Origin of the sequence: Burkholderia sp. Bp9090 (genome assembly GCF_003857985.1) — a bacterium.
Lineage (GTDB): Bacteria > Pseudomonadota > Gammaproteobacteria > Burkholderiales > Burkholderiaceae > Burkholderia.
The window spans coordinates 1-18,278 of record NZ_QTPV01000075.1; the positions used below are offsets into that span (position 1 = coordinate 1).

Sequence of the window (18,278 nt, forward strand, 5' to 3'; positions counted from 1 at the left end):
GTCGGCGTCGACAGGCATTAGCACGGCGCACAGTGGTGTCACGTCGTTGTCCACCGGCCTGAGCACCACGGACAGCACGGTCACGTCGCTGTCGACCTCGACGGCATCGAGCGTGGGTTCGCTGTCGACCGGCTTGAGCACGACAAACAGCACCGTGACATCGCTGTCGACATCAACTTCCAGCAGTGTCAGCTCATTGTCGACGGGCTTGAGCTCGACCAACAGCAGTGTGGCTTCGTTGTCTACGTCCACATCGTCCGCTCTTAGTTCGACAAATAGCAACGTTTCATCGCTGTCGACGGGCTTGAGCACGACGAACAGTAGCGTTGCTTCGCTTTCAACTGGACTGTCCACAACGGACAACGCCCTGGCATCCCTTTCTACAGCAGTGGCACCGCTGACGTCGATCAAGACCCAGACTACCGACGGCAGCACTGCGATCGGCGCTGGTGCATCAGCCGCGCCGAACTCCACCGCGGTGGGCCAAGGTGCCAGCGCGTCGGGGGCAAATTCGACCGCGGTCGGCCAAGGAGCAACCGCATCGGGGGAAAACTCGACGGCCGAAGGGCAAGGTGCGATTGCCTCCGGTAAAAACTCCAAGGCGAATGGTCAAGCTGCGGCCGCAACTGGCGACAACTCAACCGCGTTGGGCCAAGCGGCAACGGCTTCGGGTCTCAACACGCTGGCAGTGGGACAAGGCAGCACGGCCAGCGCCCCGAATTCCGCTGCAATTGGTGCAGGTTCGGTAGCTTCACAGCCGAATACCGTTTCCTTCGGCTCCGCTGGCAACGAACGTCGCTTGACAAACGTTGCCCCTGGGATCGATGGAACCGACGCCGCCAACATGAACCAACTGTGGCGTGTCCAGTCGAGCGTCAACGAGGTGGCACGTCGCGCGTACTCGGGTGTTGCGGCGGCGACAGCGTTGACCATGATTCCGGAAGTGGACCCCGGAAAAACGATTGCGGTCGGGATTGGGAGCGGGAGTTACCAAGGTTACGCGGCGACTGCACTGGGCGTATCGGTGCGGTTCAGCGACAACCTGAAGGCGAAGCTTGGCGTCGGTGTCAGCAGTAGTGGTAGCACGTACGGGGCAGGCGTCTCGTACCAGTGGTAATTCGTGATTGACTCTCCGGGCCGGCCTTCGTGCTGCCGCCTGGAGAGCCGAAAATCGAGATTTCGTTACATCTTCCGTATGAACGCCGCAGGGAGATCGGGACAAACGTTCCGACGACCCATCGCACGGTGTTTGTTAATTTACCTAGTGCGTAGCCGTAGAAACCGGCGCTTCCCTCCGGGGCAGTGATCCCGAATCTACCGTTACGAGAGAATTCTTGATGCAGGCAATGATCGGTCCTCGCTCCAGCAGAAATCGTGATGACGCGCGCGTGGCCGTCGGCATCTCGCTGTTTGCGCGCGACGGCCAGATGATCTGGGAAAACGGCATTCACCAGAACATTGCGTTCCTCGCGATGATGCTCAAACGCTCAGATCGCGTCGGGCCCGTCTATTTCCTGAACGGCGGCGACGCCAACGCGCTCCCGGCCGGCCTTGAACTCGACGGCCTCGACATTCCGCTCGTGAAGCCCGCCGACGTAACGCACGAACTCGACGTCGTGATCGAGATGGGCGCGCAGCTGCCGGTCGAATGGCTCCGGCACATGAAGGCACTCGGCAAGAAGATCGCCGCGTTCTTCTGCGGGCACGTCTATGCGGGCCTGTGCGAAACGCCGATCTTCGGGAAACCGTCGGGACACGTGTTCAACGGCGCGCCCTTCGACGAAGTGTGGCTGCTGCCGCAATACGACAAGACCGCGGCGCCGATGCTACAGACGATCCTGCGCGCGCCCGTCCACCTGTTGCCACACATCTGGTCGCCGTATTTCCTCGAGCGCCGCGTCGCCGTGCTCGCCGGCGAAGGTGCGACGTTCGGCTATCAGCCCGGCGTCCGCCCGTGGTGCCTCGCGATGCTCGAACCGAACATCTCGGTCGCGAAGTCCTGCCACTACCCGATGCTCGCGTGCGACGAGTTCTACCGTGCGCGGCCGGACGCGGTGCAGCACATGTTCGTCGTCAACTCGATGCACATGAAGGAACATCCGACCTTCGTGCACTTCGCGAACAGCCTCGATCTCGTCCGCCAGCACAAGGCGACCTTCGAACCGCGTCTCGACCTGCCGGGCTTCATGGCGCGCCACGCGGATGCGGTCGTGTCGCACCACTGGGAAAACGGGCAGAACTATCTGTATTACGACGTGCTGTACGGCGGCTATCCGCTGATCCACAACTCGACGCTGATCGGCGACGCCGGTTATTACTACCCGGACTTCGACGCCGCCGCAGGCGGCCGCGCGCTGCTCGACGCGTGGCTGCATCACGACGAACGCCTCGACGACTACCGCGCGAAAGCCGGCCGGCTGCTGCAGTCGGTCTCGATCGACAACCCCGCGAACCTCGACGCGTTCGTCTCGCGTCTAGTCGCCTGAACCGGAGCATACGCATGTCGTACTCCAATGCCAGCCAAGCGCCCGGCGAGGTAGGCAGATCGTCATCATTTACGTGGATGGAGACGGTATGAGTCGCTGTGTCAAGTTGCTGATGCAACCTGCTCTCGCTTATGACTCGATGTTTCACTTGGATTCGGACATGAGGGCCGCCGGCATGGTGTTGACAGCGATTGCTCGGGACCGGGTGATGCTATGGGCACAACCCATTTTAAGCGTGTGTGACGGCGAGCAAGTGCTGTATCACGAATGTTTGGTGCGCATTCTAGGCACGGACCACCATCTGATCAGGTATCCATCAGCATTCGTTCCCAGTCTAGAACGACTACAAATCGTGCGTTTCCTCGACCGCTACGTTTTGGGCATGGCCATAGAGTTCATGGAGTCGAACGTTGACCTTCGCCTCGGTGTCAATATTTCCGCACAGAGCGCGAATGACGCTCGGTGGTGGGAATCCCTCCTGCTTTTGCTTGAGAGCAGGCCGGACATTGCGTGTCGTCTCGTCGTAGAGATTACTGAGACCACGCAACTGTCGCCGGTGTCGGGGCGGGCCTTTGTCGAGCGCCTGCAGTCCATGGGCTGCAGCATCGCCGTCGACGATTTCGGTGACGGATTCAGTGTCGAGAATGGAGCTCGGATTTCTTCGCCCGACATCATCAAGATTGCCGGTCGCATGTTGCCGACGGACGGGGATACCGGGGCGCAGTTCGATCAGTTCAAAAAGTTGGTGGCCCGTGCCCGGGACCACGCACCGCAGGTGGTGGTGGAGGGCATAGAAGGCGTCGACGGGCTACTCGCGGCCTCGTTGGCAGGGGCGCAATGGGTGCAGGGGTACCATACCGGCAAGCCGGGACGATTGAAAAAAGCGCAGCGTCCTACGGTCGGAGCGGTGGATCGGTCGATGCAGCAATTCGAACGTGTGGCAGACGCGTTGATAGATCATCAGGTCGACCGAAAGATTCGAGACGATGCGAAGCTTGCCTATATGGTTGGACTTTCCAGCGCGTTGTACGGCAGGCGCTCCGCCATCGCCACGAGTCTGCACAGCGGCATGATGGACATGATGCGAATGAAGTCTTGCCAATCAAACATATCGGGACAATTTCTTCATTGCTTTGCGGTATTTGGCCGCCTCAATGGCCAGACATTGGCGCGTTCGATCGGATCGGAAGCCTACACGTGACACCGTGGACGCTATACCGGATGCCGGAAAATTTAATCACGTTAAGGCGCTTAAGCTAGAGCAATCCATGCCAAGGTCAAACACTTACTCGGCACTGCGTGCAGGCAAGCGTCTCGTCGTCGGCGTGTCGCTGTTCGTGCGCGGCACCGGCCAGTCGCTGTGGGAAAACGGGATCTTCCAGAACTGCCTGCTGCTGATCCTGCTGCTGCGCCAGTCGCCGCTCGTCGCGGATGCCGTGATGGTGAACGGCGGCGAACAGGTCGCCGATCCGCAGATGATGCTCGGCGAATGGGACGTGCCGCTGCTGTCGATGGCTGAAGCGCTGGACCGCTGCGACGCGCTGATCGAAATGAGCGCGCAGTTCGGCGCGGACTACCTGCGCGCGTTCCGCGATCGTGGCGGCAAGGTCGTCACGATGCGGGTCGGCAACGACTACGTGATTGACATCGAACGCGCGATGTTCGACAAACCGTCGGGCTTCCTGTTCTCCGGTGCGCCGTACGACGCGGTGTGGACGATTCCCGAGTTCGAGCGCTCGTGCCTGCACTACTACCAGACGGGCCTGCGCGCGCCGGTCACGATCGTCCCGCACATCTGGCATCCGATGCTGTTCGACAAGGCGCGCGCGACGCTCGGCGCCGGTTTGTCGTTCGGCTATCAGCCCGGCAAGCCGCGCTGGCGCGTAACGATGTTCGAGCCGAACATCTGCATGGTGAAGACCAGCATCATTCCGATGCTGATCACGGAGGAGGCTTACCGCGCGAACCCGGCATTCCTCGAATTCGTGCGCGTGTGCAACACGATCCACCTGAAGGATCACACGACGTTCATTCACTTCGCGAAGAGCCTGGACATCGTGAACCACGGGATCACGACGTTCGAAAGCCGCTACGCGGTGTACGAGTTCATGGCCGCGTACGGTGACGCGGTGGTGTCGCACACGTGGGAAAACGCGCAAAACTACCTGTACTACGAGCTGCTGTACGGTGACTATCCGCTGATCCACAACTCGCCGTTTCTCGGCAAGGCCGGGTATTTCTACCCCGACTTCGACTGCCAGGCCGGCGGCCGCGCGCTGCTGCAGGCGTTCGCCGAGCACGACGCGAATCTCGACGCATATCGCGAGCAGTCGAAGCACGTGCTCGATTCGGTCAGCATCTACAACCCCGAGAACATCGCGGCCTATACGGACGCGATCACGTCGCTCTTTCCGGACCGCAACGTGACCGCGCTGCGCCCATCTTGCGCGCGAAATGGTTGAGCGGGTACGTAATCGCGTCGCAGGCATTGGGACCGCATGCGTAATTCGGTGACGGATCGGCCGATGCGCCGCCGTGCGATACCGACGCCGTATTCAGCTAACTCGACGCGGACCGGTTCAGCGCAGTGTGGGTCCAGGCCGCCGCATTCGTGAAGGGACGTACCGACCAGGACGCGTTCATAGCCGGAATGCGGCACACAAGTCTGTCAGCGTCGTGATCTATCGCGACGGGGCGCAGGTCACATGAATCCACTACGCGAACTTCGACTATGCGCTGCGCCGAAGAGCGGCGCGAGAATTTAAGCGAGAAGCTGAGTTTCCGCCATGATGACGACGGTCGCAGGCACCTGAGCCACTACATGGCGCATACATTGGCCAATCGGATCCCATACCGAATTGTATTGCCTGCAGCATGCCGTACAAGCTGAGGTTCGCCTAGGCGGGAGTCGCGTAGCCGACGGTTCAAGCCATTTCAAGCCGATAGCCAATCGTATAGACCGATTTAAGCGCCACCCCATTCTTTGCCGACAAAGCAAGTTTGCTGCGGACGCGGTACACGTGTGTGTCGAGCGAGCGCGACAGCATGTCGCCCGACTTGCCCCAGATCAGCTTGATCAGATAGTCGCGCGGTACGACATGGCCAACGCTCTGAAACAGCGCGGACGCGATATCGAATTCCTTCTGCGTCAGGGCGATCTTTTCGCCCCTGAAATAGATGGATTTGCCGTTGTTGTCCACCATGTAATCGCCGACCACAATCGTCTCTTGCCGCTCCGCGCCTGCATGAACCCGTCGTGCCAGCGCATTGATTCGCGCAATCAGTTCATTGGAGCCGACGGGCTTCGCGACGTAGTCGTCCGCGCCAGCGTTCAGGGCTTCAGCGATATGCTGCTCGAGGAGCCGGTTGGTCAGGAACAGGACAAGAACCTTGCGGCCGAGATTGGCTCGGATCCAGCGCAGTACATCGAGCCCGGAAATGACCGGCACGACCCAGTCCAGAATGACCAGATCAAATACAGATTTCTCGAGAAAGCGCACGGCACGCGCGCCATCGCTGGCAAAGTGCACGTCGTGCCCATGCCGGTGCAATATATCGAGAACGAAATTCGCGTGGGCGATATCGTCCTCGAGTATAAGGATCTTCATTATGCGAACTATTGTTCGAGTGAAAAATCACCCGTATTCGTTCTTGCAAGAAAGCAAGTCGGTCTATTGTTGACTGGTGTACTACCGAAAACGACGATCCCCGTGTGTTCAAGGGGGAATCATTTTACGTATCGGGTTGCGGGCAAGGCGATTTGTGTGAAAATAGACTATTTTTCTTCGCGAGGTTTATCAATAAGAAATTCCCCCCAATCGCGACCTCTAAGCCATAGCGGTTCTCGTCCGACGCCACACCAAGTGCGCCCCGTTTTGGGGTCGAAGTATTTAGCCTTTCGCTTTCTTGATATTTTACCAAAATTCGGAAATATATCTTCCGGAGTTAGCTCGAACGACTCAATACATTCCCGGATTTCGACGATAACGAAATGAACTATCCGGCGTCGCTCTTGAAGTAACTCTTCTTCAAGCTTTGCCTTTTTATTGAGGTATGATTTATAGGACTCCATGATTGAATGGAAATCAAAATTGTCGCAATGGCCTACATGATATTCAATGTTTATAAATTAATTCTGAACAAATGTCACATGTAGGAGTGAAATAGGTCGAGTAATATTTGCCGGCGTGTGCGGGGTGCCTTTCGAGCTGGACATACTCCAACGCGTGGAGTACGACCAGCATTCATTGACGCTCGAGTGCGAGCTTGACGCCTAGCGCCAGCAAGACGACACCGCTCGTTCGGTGTATGCGGGTAAGGATACGAGGATTGCGTCGGATCGAGGCGGATAGTAGACCGGCGAACAGTGCAACCGGTCCCTTGACCAGAAACGTCAGGCCAGCGAATGTGACGCCTAGTATGAAAATAGACAGCATTGGTCGCGTCGAATCAGCGGGGGCGAATTGCGGCAGAAAGGCTAGGTAGAACAATACAATTTTCGGATTGGATACATTGGACAGTGCGCCTTGCATGAAGGTGCGCAGTGCGGACACCGGTGCACCTTGGTTGCCCGACAACGTTATCTCCCCAGGCGAGCGCAGAAGCATCACCCCGAGGTACAGCAGGTACAGTGCGCCGACGAGCTTCAGCAACGTATATAGCCATGCGGACGCTTGAAGCAGTGCGCCCACGCCGAGCGTCGCGAGCATCGTGTGCACGATGAGTCCGATGCTGACACCGGCTGCGGTAACGATGCCCGCGCGAGTACCGCTCGACAGCGTCCGCGACATCACCAGAACCATGTCCTGGCCAGGGGTAAGAATGATCAGAAGTGAGGTGGCGATGAACGGCAACCACGAAAGATGCAACATGAGATATCTCTCCTTGGAGAAGACCGCTTGACGAGGACCGTGCTGCATGATGCAGACGGGTGTGCCAGTGGATTATCGCGACCTTCCAATAGAGATTGGATGCATTTTCCTCTACAACTATTGTCAATTTTGGATGATTTGGCTATTCCCGAGTCGTTCGATCGAAGCTTGAGCTTATGCAATTCTGGACCCTCCAAGTGCTGCAAGCGGCTGCAAGCGGCTGCAAGCAACGCGGATGACCATCGCGGAAAATTTTCCCGCGACACGCTGCGAGCAGGCGGCCAACCGGTCAAAAGAAGGCGAACGACGTGACGCCTATTTGTCTGATTAAAAGTCCACGTGATCACGCAAAAGTGGAGCCGTTGACCCTCCAGAGCCGTGTTGGAGCATTTCACTACTAGACGGATCTTTCGAGAGGATTTGCTCCAATTTCAATGTGGGGATTGATCATATTTGCATCCAATTTCTATTGGGCAAGAGGAATAATCTCGCTACCAATCAGTCAATTGAAAATATCTGTGACTGATTTTAATCAAGCTGATCTCGAAGCGCCTAATCTGTTTTCATCGATTTTGCTTTAGCCAGACGAATATTTTCGTTCCTGCGCGAGGTTGCGTGTGGGCGGCCGTGAGCGTGACCAATGGCCGGCATGTATTCGAGACGTATCTTGATTGTCGAGATGCACATCTTTCGAGATGTGCGTGAATGCCATTCAAATTGAATTATTTCAATGAAGATACTATTGCTGCAAGATGATGCCGCTATGTCGGATTTTGTCAGTCTGACATTGGGCCAGAATGGATGCCAAGTCGAAGTTTGCCGGGATGGCGCGTCAGCGGTACGAAAACTCGAAAAATCGATATTCGATCTCGTTATTCTCGACTGGGCGGCTCCATTTATGTCGGGAATGGATGTGCTTAAATGGATTCGCCGCAACATCGGAGACAGCCTGCCGGTGTTATTCTTGACGAACCGGACATTCGAGCAATGTGTCGCTGAGGCGTTGAACGCCGGGGCCGACGACTACATTCTCAAGCCTGTCGGCCCGGAGGTCCTCTGGGCAAGGGTGAGGTCGAACACCCGCCGAGCCAAGCCTCGATGCGAACTTCCGGATCTGATCGAGGTTGGGAACTATTTGCTCGACGAGAAAATAAAGAGTATTTACTTGAAAGGTATCAAGATTCCGTTGACCGACAAGGAATTTGGACTTGCTGCCATTCTGTTCAAAAACCTTGGGCGTGCAGTTCCACGAGAGCATATTTTTAAAGTTCTTTGGGGAAAGAGCGAGGATAGATACTCGCGGTCACTAGACACTCACGTTTATCGTATCAGGAGCAAGCTCGTACTTCGCGCCGAGAACGGAATTTCGTTGAAGTCTGTCTATACGGTTGGCTATCGACTTGAAACGGTCTAGTCGCTTCATGTGTGAGGTTGGTTGCCTTGAGGGTTATCCAATCGGCAGGCGCGTCGTATGTTTGATTTGCCTGAGCGGAATCTCGGTTTGGACGTTCCGCACTCCGTCGATTTTCGTGAGTGTCTCCATCTGGAAGCGCTGGTAGTCATCGAGATCCTTCGCGATGATGCGTAGCAGATAGTCGTAACTGCCGGCCATTAAGTGGCACTCGAGGACCTCCGGCGCTTTTTCGATTTCGCGCGCGAAGCGCTCGACCGTGGTTTTGTCCTGGCGGTCCAGCGTGATCCGCACAAACGTTGAAAACTTTAGGTCAATCGCCGCGGGATTGAGCAGTGCGACGTACCCGTTGATGACGCCATGCTCCTCGAGGAGGTGGACGCGGCGCAAGCAGGGCGTGGGCGAGAGCCCTGCCTGCTGTGCGAGCTCCGCATTCGTCTGGTTCGAATTTTGTTGCAACGCACGAAGTATGCGTTTGTCGATTGCATCGAGCTTCATTGGTGTGTATGGCTACGTTACCCGGATGAATTGGATGATAGCGTCCAGTATGGCCGGTGTGTTGGTCAAATTGTTAGCGTCGACGCAAAGTTGACCCAGTGGAGAGGATTACTACGTTTGCCGACGACTGTGACTTGGGCGCAAGTGGGGGAAATCAAGGCACTAGGAAGACGGTGCCGGCGGTGCGAGAGATGGCACAGTAAAACTGATCTATCGCGCAATACAGCACGGCCCTACCTGCGCAACGGAGATTTCGGTACGCATTGAGTAAGAGGACCAGCTTGGCCAGATGCCGTCGAAATTTGATCGGGTGATTCGCGATGCCTTTGCGTGATGTTCTCTTCGGTGCGTCTGTTGTCACTTCGATCCCCTCCACTTTGGAGAGGACTACTCTGGCAATTTCCTTTGATAGCGTCGAGACGGTGCACGGGACATGCTTACCGTCCTCCGCTCTCCGCGCCCAAATCTGTTTCATGCGAGAGGGCGTTCGCCACTTCTGTAGCGAACGCCCTTGCGAGCGAGGATATAGCCGTTGACTCCGGGAAGATAATAGCTAAACGCGAAGCAAGTGCGCCCTCGAGCGGCCTTGTGACAATGTCGCCGTGAGCAAAAACCTCGGCAGTCCATCCCGATACGATGGAGATTCCGAGCCCCTGGGCAACCAGCGCTGCTGCGATGAGCGAATTCGGCGTTTCCGCGACGACATTCGGAAAAGCATTCGCTTGCGACAGCGCTTCGTCAATCTGGTAACGAACGTAGCTATGTTGCGACACCAGCACCATCCGCTCCTCGTGTAAGTCTCCAAAGCTAACGCTTTTGTTCGATGCCAGCCGATGCTCCCGCGGCATGATAACGACAGAATTCCCATGCGGGAGTGGTTCAACGATAACAGAGGCGCGCGACACGGGGGGTTCGACAATTCCCACGTCATATTGACCGGTGGAAACCAGCTCGGCAATCTGCCTGGACGGAAGGCTTTGAACCGTTGCAGTGACCGACGGCCGCGACTGCAACAGCATGCTCAATGCTCGAGGGACGACCGATAGCGAGAGTGCGGGGAGCGATGCGACTCGTACGGCCCCCGCTCGCTGAAATCGAATGTCCTGTGCAGCCTGCCCAATTCGCTCTGCGCCGATGTAATGCCTCTCGACCTCGCGGTAGAGGGTCTGTGCCTCGGCAGTCGGAAAGAGCCGCCTTCCTCGCCTCTCAAAAAGCTTGAAGCCAAGTTGAAGCTCCAGAAGGGCGATTGTCCGGCTAACTGCCGGTTGCGTCACATTCGTCAGACTCGCCGCGCCCACGACGGTGCCTGTCAGCATGACGGCTCGAAATGCCTCGATATGGCGAAGATTAGGTGCGTTTCTCATATATAACATCCATGCATATGCAGGTGCGAAGTTTTACATGTTCTTCGTATTTTGTAACTACTACGATTCAGTCATTTCCGCCGCTCGCGCCTACCAATTGTAAGGGTTTATCCCTAGACTTCCTCCGGAGACAAGCCGTTGAATACATATCTAAAAGTCATAAGCACGCTTGCCATGGCGGCGCTCGCCATGGCGGCGCTCGCCAGCAACGCGAATGCGGATACGACGATCTACGTGGGAGGGTATGGCGGCTCGGTCGAGAAGTTGCTCAGGGAAAAGCTCATTCCCGAGTTTGAAAAAAAAGAGGCAGGCGTCAAGGTCGTATACGTCGCGGGCAACTCGACCGATATCCTCGCGAAGCTGCAGGCGCAGAAAGGACGCCAGGAGCTTTCCGTGGCGATTGTTGATGATGGCCCGATGTACCAGGCTGTCGGTCAAGGCCTCTGCGCGCCAGTCGAACAAACTGGCTCTGTGCGAGACCTTTATCCCCTCGCCAGAATGGCCGGCGATCGCTCCGTGGGCATAGGAATGCTCTCCGTTGGCCTCGTCTACAACAAGGACGTCTTCACTAAGCGGGGATGGGCGCCGCCCACCTCGTGGAGTGATCTAACCGACCCGAAATATCAGGGCAAGGTCGTCATCCCCCCGATCAGTAACGGATACGGCCTTCTGACATTGTTGATGATGGCACGGATCAACGGCGGCAGTGAAACGAACATCGATCCAGGGTTTCAGGTCCTCACGAAGAAAATCAGCCCCAATGTTCTCGCATGGGAGCCGTCGCCAGGAAATATGGCGCAGATGCTGCAGACCGGTGAAGCTGCGCTTGCAGTCTGGGGAAACGGTCGCGTCCAGGACGTGATTAATCAGGGAGCTCCAGTGGCGTTCGTGTATCCGAAGGAAGGAGCCTTCGCGTTGATGAGCGCAGCCTGTCCCGTAGCAGGAGCACCGCAACCGGCACTCGCACAACGCTTCCTGCAATTTCTCGTTTCCCCGGAGGCGCAGACGAGTTTTGCAACCGTGTCCGCCTGGGGTCCGGTGAACAAGACGGTCACGCTGCCTCCAAGGGTAGCGGCAAAGGTTGTTTCCGGTCCGGACAAGGTCAAGTCGTTGATTATGCCGAACTACGACGTCGTTAATGTGAAGCGAGCCGAGTGGACGGCGCGCTGGAATCGGTCGATCGAACACTAAAGGGTATCAGACGTGAGTTATCTACAGCTGAATGGCTTGGTGAAACGGTACGACGATTTCGAAGCGGTCAAAGAATGTACTCTTTCCATCGAGCGGGGAGAGTTTGTCTGCTTGCTTGGACCCTCTGGTTGTGGGAAGACAACGACGCTCCAGATGGTGGCAGGGCTTGTTACTCCGACGTCCGGGAGGATCCTTCTCGATGGCGAGGACATAACGAACGTAAAGCCGAGTGCACGGGGGCTGGGTATCGTCTTCCAGAGTTACGCACTGTTTCCTCATATGACGGTGCAAGAGAACATCAGTTTTGGTCTCGAAATGCGTCGAGTGCCATCTGCTGACCGAAAGAAGCGGGTACAAGAGGCGCTCGAACTCGTGCATCTTGAGAGGTTTGGTCAGCGCTTCCCGCGCGACCTCTCCGGCGGCCAGCGCCAGCGGGTCGCCATGGCGCGTGCGCTCGTCATTGAACCTCGTGTGCTTCTGCTTGACGAGCCAATGGGCGCGCTTGACGCGAAACTCCGGGAGGACATGCAGGTGGAATTGAGGGCGTTGCAGGAGCGCCTCGGCATCACCACCGTGATGGTGACTCACGATCAGGCTGAAGCGATGACGTTGGCCGACCGTGTTGTCCTGATGAACAAGGGCGCTGTCCAGCAGGTCGCGACTCCGTTCGAAATGTACGAGGCACCTAACGGAAGGTTTGTGTCGAAGTTTCTCGGCAAAGCCAATGTTCTAAGCGGCTTCAATTCAGGCCGTGCTGTCGACGTTAATGGGACTCGCCTTCCCTGTTTGAGCGACGCGCAGACGGGCGAGGTCGACTACATCGTCCGGCCTGAGAAAATTCGAGAAAGTACTGAAGGCGCGTACATTTCTGGCGAGGTCGTCGGGCGGACATTCCTCGGAAACCACTGGTTGCTGAACGTGCAAACTCCGCTGGGGGTAATTCAATACATGCAGATAAACGGTGGAAATCCGCCCGTAGCCGAAGGTTCAAAGATAGGCCTCTGTTGGGAGTCCGAGCACGTGTGCGTCGTTGCGAAAGGTGAACGCTAATGGATTCAGTACGCAACCGACTACCTTACTGGCTGGCAACGCCCGCATCTCTGTTGATGCTTGCTTTCGTTGCAATTCCGCTTGTTCTCATCCTGTCTCAGAGCCTGCATCCAACCCCTCCGGTTGAGGGTGCGCAATTAACGCTGTATCAATACACGCAGGTTGTCGGCGACCCGTATTACCGCGGAATTTTCGCACGGACGTTCGGGCTCGCGTCGCTCGTAACGGTGCTGTGCATCCTCGTCGGGGTGCCAGAAGCGTACGTCCTAAGTCGGTTAACACCGCGGTGGAGAGCGTTGTCGATGTTCGTCGTCATCGGTCCCCTTCTCATGTCTGTGGTCGTACGTACGCTTGGCTGGGCAGTGCTGCTAGGCAACGAAGGATTACTGAATACGATGTTGATGAAATTTGGGTTCGTCGATACACCGGTGAAGATGATGTTTACATTTTCTGGTGTCGTGGTGGGGCTCGTACATGTGCAGGTTCCATTCATGGTGTTGGCGGTCTGGACTTCGTTGCAGCGGATGGATGTTTCGACTGAAAGTGCAGCGGAAACATTGGGAGCATCGTCTCCGACGGTATTGCGTCGAATCGTACTGCCGCAAGTGATTCCTGGCGTGCTTTCTGGCGGACTGGTCGTGTTCGCGTTAACTGCTAGCGCGTTTGCTACCCCGGCAATCATCGGCGGTCGTCGACTCAAGGTCGTTCCAACGACTATTTATGACGAGATTCTGAGCAGCCTCAACTGGCCGCTGGGAACGGCTATCGCGGTGGTGCTGATGGCCGCCGTGTTGATCATTTCGGTCGGTGTCGGACGTTACGTTGAACGTCGCTACAGACAGGTGTTTTGATGCGCAAAACCCCATCCTACCTTCTCGCGTTTCATGTGGTTTTCGCCTGCTTCATGCTCGCGCCGCTCGTTGTAGTCGTACTTGTTTCGTTTACAGATAAGGGATACGTTTCAATGCCATTCGATGGCGCGTCGTTGCGGTGGTATCGCGCGATACTCGACGCACCTGATTTTATCGAGGCGTTTCAACGAAGCGTGGGTCTTGCAGCTGGCGCAGCAACTATCGCGACAGTCCTGGCCGTACCAGCCGGGTTGGCGATCGCGTGGTTCCGCTTCTGGGGAAGGGACGCGGTGATGAGTCTTATTCTCTCGCCTCTGATGGTTCCAAACGTTGTGTTGGGCATTGCGCTTCTGCGCTTTTTTTCCCAGTTGAACATTGCGGGTTCCATGTCGACGCTTGTTTTGGGTCACGTCCTGGTCATCCTGCCCTATGCCTTGCGACTCGTAGTCGCCTCAGCCGCGGGATTCGATCGTTCCATAACCCACGCTGCACAGACGTTAGGCGCATCCGGATGGATCACATTTCGTCGTATTGAGCTGCCGTTGATCATTTCGGGCGTTGCAGGTGGCTGGCTGATTGCGTTCGTCACGAGCTTCGACGAACTGACAATGTCCATCTTTGTCAGCTCCGCAGCGACCGAGACGCTTCCCGTCAAGATGTACAACTACATCGCCAATACGATCGACCCGCTTCTGGCGTCCGTATCCACTGTCCTTATCGCAATGACACTTTTTCTGCTGATTGTGCTTGACCGGTTCTTCGGTCTTGACCGTGTTCTATCTGGAAAAACATGAAGACCGACTCTTCAACTGACATTTTGGTGATCGGCGGAGGTGTAAGCGGGATGTCTGTCGCTTACGGCCTGGAGCGAGCCGGGCGGCGGGTAATCGTGCTGGACCAAGGCGACGATGTCTTTCGGGCGACTCGAGGAAACTTTGGTCTGGTGTGGGTCCAGGGAAAAGGAGTCACGGAGCCACGGTACGCGAGATTGAGTGTAACGTCGGCCGCGCAGTGGCCCGAGTTCGCCGCGGAGTTGACTAGGCAGTCGGGCGTCAACGTCCAACTGTCGCAAGTGGGCGGTATGCGATTGAGTTTTAGCGAGAACGAATTGACGCGCTGGGCCGCTGATATGGACCGCGTTCGTGACTCGCTCGGGAGCAGCTATCCCTACGAACTCCTGAATGCGGACGAGGTACGAGCGCACATTCCGGAAGTCGGTCCCGACGTCGCCGGGGCGATTTTCTCGCCTCTCGACGGTCATGTGAGTCCCCTGAGACTTCTTCGTGCCTTGGTGCAGGGGTTCTCGAACCTCGGTGGCAAGTTGATCACCGGAGAAAATGTCGAGGCAATCGACTGCCGCGGGGGTGAATTTCATGTGAGGACCCAGAAGGGCCGGTATGCCGCAAGCCGCATTGTGCTTGCGGCGGGCCTGGGCAATCGTGTATTGGCGCCTATGGTCGGCATGCATGCGCCCGTCGAACCTGTACGTGGACAAATTCTTGTGACCGAGCGGATGCAACCGTTTCTGCGTTATCCAACTTTGCACGTGCGGCAGACTGGTGAGGGTGTCATTCAGATCGGAGATTCGAAGGAAGACGTTGGGTTCAATGATGCAACTACCGTGAAAGAACTCGGACGGATTGCAAGGAACGCAGTGCGGTATTTCCCCCTGCTGAAGACCGTCAACGTCGTACGTGCCTGGGGAGCATTGCGCGTTATGACGCCTGACGGCTATCCGATATACGACGTGTCACAAGAGTGCCCTGGAGCATATCTCGTCACATGTCATAGCGGAATTACCTTGGCCGCGCACCATGCCGGCGCAATATCAGACTGGATTTGCGGCGCGGAGGCGCCCGCGGACGTTCAATATTTCAGGGCAAATCGTTTCCATGTTCAGACCTCTACAAACTGAATCGCCGCGGCGAACCATAACGCTGACTGTCGAGGGTCGTACGGTCGAAGCGCGTGATGGCGATACGCTTGCACTTGCGTTGCTCGATGCCGGGATTGATCACACGCGTACAACACCCGTTTCCGGCTCGCCAAGAGGGCCGCTTTGCCTCATGGGTGTCTGCTTCGAGTGCCTCGTCGAGGTTGACGGTCAGCCAAACGTTCAGGCCTGCATGCTCGAAGTACGGGAGGGCATGAACGTGCGCCTGCAGAGCGGGGCTCGTCGCGCCGGAGAAGTGAAATGACGCATGACATGATAGTAGTTGGTGCAGGCCCAGCGGGAATGGCGGCAGCTGCGACTGCTAGTGAGTTGGGATTGAAGGTTGCGCTTATTGATGAGCAGCCTAGGCCTGGTGGGCAGATCTATCGGAACATCGGCGTAGTCGATTCGTCAATCAAGACAATCCTTGGGCGTGACTATGTAGCGGGTAGCGCGCTGCTGACGCGGCTGAGCCAGACTGATGTAGACGTACGCGTTGGCGCATTAGTATGGGACGTTGACCAGAATCGAAACGTTACGTTAAACGTAGCGGGCCGGTCTGAGCGCCTGCAGGCTCCCCATCTGCTTATCGCTACCGGCGCTCAGGAGCGGCCATCGCCCGTTCCAGGATGGACACTACCAGGCGTGCTGAACGCTGGCGCCGCGCAAATTGCGCTGAAGTCAGGTCCTTCGATTCCAGACGGACGGATTGTCCTCGTGGGCGCCGGCCCGCTTCTGCTTCTCGTCGCATGTCAGTTGCTTACGGCTGGAGCGCATGTGGCCGCACTGGTCGAGACTGCGCCTATTGAAAATTGGACTCGCGCGCTGCGACATTTGCCCGCTGCGTTCCGCGCCCCCGGTCCGCTATTCAAAGGGCTGCGCATGCTAGCGAAGCTGCGCTGGTCCGGAATACCTCGGTATAAATGCGCGACCGAAGTCTCGATTCAGGGCGAGTATCGCGTGCATGAGGTGCAATTTCTGCATCGCGGAAAGAAAGTCACATTAGCGGCAGACGGCGTTCTCCTTCATCACGGCGTTGTCCCAAACTCGCAGTTAACGCGCTTGTTGGGGTTGAGGCACTCCTGGAGCGAAGCTCAACTCGCCTGGCGTCCAGATCGGGATAGCTGGGGTATGAGTGCGTTAGAGGGTGTGTGGATTGCTGGCGACGGAGGCGGAATTGACGGTGCGCGTGCGGCTGAGGCTGGCGGTGTACTCGCGGCACTTGGAATCGCTCACGCCTTGGAACGCATTGACGTTGCAGAGCGGGATAAGCTGGCTTCGCCCTGGTTACGACGTCTCATGAATGAGCGTGCCGTTCGTCCGTTCCTGGACGCTCTATATCGGCCGCCGGAATGGATAGGGTCTCCGAATGACGAGGCACTGGTCTGTCGCTGCGAAGAAGTGGATGCCGGTCGGGTGCGCGAAATGGCGCGACTCGGTTGTGTGGGACCAAATCAGACCAAGTTCTTCAGCCGGTGCGGTATGGGGCCTTGCCAAGGACGCATGTGCGGTATCACCGTGACACAAATATTGGCCGACGCGCGCGGTGTCTCACCGCAGGAAATTGGAGCTTATCGTGTCCGGGCTCCCATCAAACCAATTCCACTACGTTCACTGGCAGCGCTAGATTCAGATGCCAACGAAACAACTATCATTGAGGACGGTTCGGAATGACAACTCAAATTGAACGGTTTGACGTTACGCCTCGCATGAGCAAGATCGTCCGACACGAGAACACTATTTATCTTTGTGGACAAACTGCTAAAGGAGCAGCTGCCGGCAGCATCGCCGATCAGACCCGTGAGGTGCTGTCGCGAGTGGATGCACTGTTGGCAAAGGCCGGCAGCGATCGTTCCAGAATCTTGACTGCGATGATTTTTCTGCGAAACATTCGTGATTTCGGGGGGATGAATGAGGTTTGGGAGGCGTGGATTCCGAGCGGCGCGGCTCCTGCACGCGCTACCGTCCAGGCGCATCTTGCCTCGGAAGAACTGCTGGTCGAAGTAACGATCACGGCTGCCATAGCGTACCCGCCTGGCAGCCCTAACGATCGTAGACATCTTTAGTCGTGAAGCACTGACCATCGAAGTAGGCAAGCGCCTACGTGCCGAGGACGACGTGTCACTGCTGTCACCTGCCCCCTGCAAACAGGGCCAGCCGGAGTCTAGTAAGGTTCGTCTACCTGGCGCAAACGAACGATACCCTTTCGGGCAACGTATATCGATGCCAGTAGGCAGTCGCTGCCGCTTTCCGAATCTGCTCAAGCGGGTCGACACTCACCGAGGGTGTTGACGTGTCGGCAGCATGATGATTGTCCGTGCTCAACGTCTGACAGCAAGTCATCAACTGGCGTGCGGTTTGTGGCTCGACCACTCGAACTCTTGCCGCCGATCGCAAGAGAGCGTCGTTGCGTAGTTTGCATCAACATGAGTCGTGCTTCGGCGCCGATCGTCAGGTGCATACAGCACTTCGCGTGTGTACAGGTTCGACCTCAGGTGTGCAGCAATGTATCGACGATCGGTCTGGGCTCGGCTTCGAAAAAAATAGGTTCATCGAGGATTACCGGGGAACGCGGCGCGGATCTTGAGGAAGAAGTATTCGTCGTCGCGGTACCCGTAAGCCC

18 protein-coding genes and 1 pseudogene are annotated in these 18,278 nt (G+C 57.0%); 14 read left to right on the forward strand and 5 right to left on the reverse strand.

Translation table 11 applies throughout. The features are described from left to right. From DIE16_RS35430 to DIE16_RS35445, 4 genes are all read left to right on the forward strand, one after another. A partial coding sequence (locus DIE16_RS35430) for a YadA family autotransporter adhesin (protein WP_185735551.1) occupies positions 1-1,117 on the forward strand: 1,117 nt, incomplete at its 5' end. Between the two features lie 229 nt (positions 1,118-1,346). Next, a complete protein-coding gene (locus DIE16_RS35435) occupies positions 1,347-2,486 on the forward strand; it encodes a DUF2827 domain-containing protein (protein WP_124894370.1) in 1,140 nt (379 codons plus the stop codon). Positions 2,487-2,598: 112 nt separating this feature from the next. Further along, positions 2,599-3,687, forward strand: a complete 1,089-nt coding sequence (locus tag DIE16_RS35440) for an EAL domain-containing protein (RefSeq protein ID WP_185735552.1) — start codon at positions 2,599-2,601, stop codon at positions 3,685-3,687. Between the two features lie 67 nt (positions 3,688-3,754). Then, positions 3,755-4,948: a DUF2827 domain-containing protein gene (locus tag DIE16_RS35445; protein ID WP_124894372.1), complete on the forward strand. Its 1,194-nt coding sequence runs from the start codon at positions 3,755-3,757 to the stop codon at positions 4,946-4,948. 462 nt (positions 4,949-5,410) lie between these two features. Here DIE16_RS35445 and DIE16_RS35455 read toward each other — a convergent pair whose 3' ends face one another. The 3 genes from DIE16_RS35455 to DIE16_RS35465 all read right to left on the reverse strand — a co-directional run bounded on the left by DIE16_RS35455 (position 5,411) and on the right by DIE16_RS35465 (position 7,357). Continuing rightward, complete coding sequence (locus DIE16_RS35455) at positions 5,411-6,094, reverse strand: response regulator transcription factor (protein ID WP_124634056.1); 684 nt, start codon at positions 6,092-6,094, stop codon at positions 5,411-5,413. A gap of 167 nt (positions 6,095-6,261) precedes the next feature. Beyond that, positions 6,262-6,558, reverse strand: a complete 297-nt coding sequence (locus DIE16_RS35460) for an H-NS family nucleoid-associated regulatory protein (protein ID WP_124894373.1) — start codon at positions 6,556-6,558, stop codon at positions 6,262-6,264. A 172-nt stretch (positions 6,559-6,730) separates the two neighbouring features. Then, a complete protein-coding gene (locus tag DIE16_RS35465; protein ID WP_124634058.1) occupies positions 6,731-7,357 on the reverse strand; it encodes a LysE family translocator in 627 nt (208 codons plus the stop codon). A 730-nt stretch (positions 7,358-8,087) separates the two neighbouring features. On the opposite strand from DIE16_RS35465, the gene DIE16_RS35470 reads away from it, so the two are divergent. Beyond that, positions 8,088-8,771: a response regulator transcription factor gene (locus DIE16_RS35470; protein WP_124634059.1), complete on the forward strand. Its 684-nt coding sequence runs from the start codon at positions 8,088-8,090 to the stop codon at positions 8,769-8,771. A gap of 33 nt (positions 8,772-8,804) precedes the next feature. On the opposite strand, the gene DIE16_RS35475 is transcribed toward DIE16_RS35470, so the two are convergent. Together DIE16_RS35475 and DIE16_RS35485 are read right to left on the reverse strand one after the other, a co-directional pair. Further along, a complete protein-coding gene (locus DIE16_RS35475) occupies positions 8,805-9,266 on the reverse strand; it encodes an Lrp/AsnC family transcriptional regulator (protein WP_124634060.1) in 462 nt (153 codons plus the stop codon). A gap of 437 nt (positions 9,267-9,703) precedes the next feature. Beyond that, on the reverse strand, positions 9,704-10,630 hold the full coding sequence (locus DIE16_RS35485; protein ID WP_124894374.1) for a LysR substrate-binding domain-containing protein: 927 nt from the start codon (positions 10,628-10,630) through the stop codon (positions 9,704-9,706). Positions 10,631-10,768: 138 nt separating this feature from the next. Between DIE16_RS35485 and DIE16_RS35490 the strand changes: the two genes are divergently transcribed. The 9 genes and pseudogenes from DIE16_RS35490 to DIE16_RS37610 form a co-directional block, all read left to right on the forward strand. Beyond that, positions 10,769-11,821, forward strand: coding sequence for an ABC transporter substrate-binding protein (locus DIE16_RS35490; RefSeq protein ID WP_311769735.1), 1,053 nt, complete (start codon positions 10,769-10,771; stop codon positions 11,819-11,821). A gap of 12 nt (positions 11,822-11,833) precedes the next feature. Then, positions 11,834-12,871, forward strand: coding sequence for an ABC transporter ATP-binding protein (locus tag DIE16_RS35495; RefSeq protein ID WP_124894375.1), 1,038 nt, complete (start codon positions 11,834-11,836; stop codon positions 12,869-12,871). Continuing rightward, a complete protein-coding gene (locus DIE16_RS35500) occupies positions 12,871-13,722 on the forward strand; it encodes an ABC transporter permease (protein WP_124894376.1) in 852 nt (283 codons plus the stop codon). The genes DIE16_RS35495 and DIE16_RS35500 overlap by 1 nt, the downstream gene beginning before the upstream one ends. Further along, on the forward strand, positions 13,722-14,516 hold the full coding sequence (locus DIE16_RS35505; RefSeq protein ID WP_124894377.1) for an ABC transporter permease: 795 nt from the start codon (positions 13,722-13,724) through the stop codon (positions 14,514-14,516). The genes DIE16_RS35500 and DIE16_RS35505 overlap by 1 nt, the downstream gene beginning before the upstream one ends. After that, entirely contained in the window at positions 14,513-15,637 is a 1,125-nt protein-coding gene (locus DIE16_RS35510; RefSeq protein ID WP_124894378.1) for an FAD-binding oxidoreductase, read from the forward strand. The genes DIE16_RS35505 and DIE16_RS35510 overlap by 4 nt, the downstream gene beginning before the upstream one ends. After that, entirely contained in the window at positions 15,615-15,920 is a 306-nt protein-coding gene (locus DIE16_RS35515) for a (2Fe-2S)-binding protein (RefSeq protein WP_124894379.1), read from the forward strand. The genes DIE16_RS35510 and DIE16_RS35515 overlap by 23 nt, the downstream gene beginning before the upstream one ends. Before the next feature lie 8 nt (positions 15,921-15,928). Next, positions 15,929-17,329 (forward strand): FAD-dependent oxidoreductase, encoded by a 1,401-nt coding sequence (locus DIE16_RS35520; protein WP_311769736.1) that lies wholly within the window; start codon positions 15,929-15,931, stop codon positions 17,327-17,329. Then, positions 17,326-17,721, forward strand: a complete 396-nt coding sequence (locus tag DIE16_RS35525) for a RidA family protein (RefSeq protein WP_124894381.1) — start codon at positions 17,326-17,328, stop codon at positions 17,719-17,721. Before DIE16_RS35520 ends, DIE16_RS35525 begins: the two co-directional genes overlap by 4 nt. Beyond that, positions 17,684-17,815 (forward strand): annotated as a pseudogene (locus DIE16_RS37610) (IS3 family transposase); the annotation flags it as partial. The gene DIE16_RS35525 and the pseudogene DIE16_RS37610, both read left to right, overlap by 38 nt. Positions 17,816-18,278 lie beyond the last annotated feature (463 nt).

Coding starts and splice junctions, on each gene's coding strand:
- DIE16_RS35505 (WP_124894377.1), top strand. CDS start 13,722: ATGCGCAAAACCCCATCCTACCTTCTCGCGTTTCATGTGGTTTTCGCC.
- DIE16_RS35445 (WP_124894372.1), top strand. CDS start 3,755: ATGCCAAGGTCAAACACTTACTCGGCACTGCGTGCAGGCAAGCGTCTC.
- DIE16_RS35435 (WP_124894370.1), top strand. CDS start 1,347: ATGATCGGTCCTCGCTCCAGCAGAAATCGTGATGACGCGCGCGTGGCC.
- DIE16_RS35460 (WP_124894373.1), bottom strand. CDS start 6,558: ATGGAGTCCTATAAATCATACCTCAATAAAAAGGCAAAGCTTGAAGAA.
- DIE16_RS35485 (WP_124894374.1), bottom strand. CDS start 10,630: ATGAGAAACGCACCTAATCTTCGCCATATCGAGGCATTTCGAGCCGTC.
- DIE16_RS35500 (WP_124894376.1), top strand. CDS start 12,871: ATGGATTCAGTACGCAACCGACTACCTTACTGGCTGGCAACGCCCGCA.
- DIE16_RS35465 (WP_124634058.1), bottom strand. CDS start 7,357: ATGTTGCATCTTTCGTGGTTGCCGTTCATCGCCACCTCACTTCTGATC.
- DIE16_RS35470 (WP_124634059.1), top strand. CDS start 8,088: ATGAAGATACTATTGCTGCAAGATGATGCCGCTATGTCGGATTTTGTC.
- DIE16_RS35525 (WP_124894381.1), top strand. CDS start 17,326: ATGACAACTCAAATTGAACGGTTTGACGTTACGCCTCGCATGAGCAAG.
- DIE16_RS35455 (WP_124634056.1), bottom strand. CDS start 6,094: ATGAAGATCCTTATACTCGAGGACGATATCGCCCACGCGAATTTCGTT.
- DIE16_RS35475 (WP_124634060.1), bottom strand. CDS start 9,266: ATGAAGCTCGATGCAATCGACAAACGCATACTTCGTGCGTTGCAACAA.
- DIE16_RS35520 (WP_311769736.1), top strand. CDS start 15,929: ATGATAGTAGTTGGTGCAGGCCCAGCGGGAATGGCGGCAGCTGCGACT.
- DIE16_RS35440 (WP_185735552.1), top strand. CDS start 2,599: ATGCAACCTGCTCTCGCTTATGACTCGATGTTTCACTTGGATTCGGAC.
- DIE16_RS35510 (WP_124894378.1), top strand. CDS start 14,513: ATGAAGACCGACTCTTCAACTGACATTTTGGTGATCGGCGGAGGTGTA.
- DIE16_RS35515 (WP_124894379.1), top strand. CDS start 15,615: ATGTTCAGACCTCTACAAACTGAATCGCCGCGGCGAACCATAACGCTG.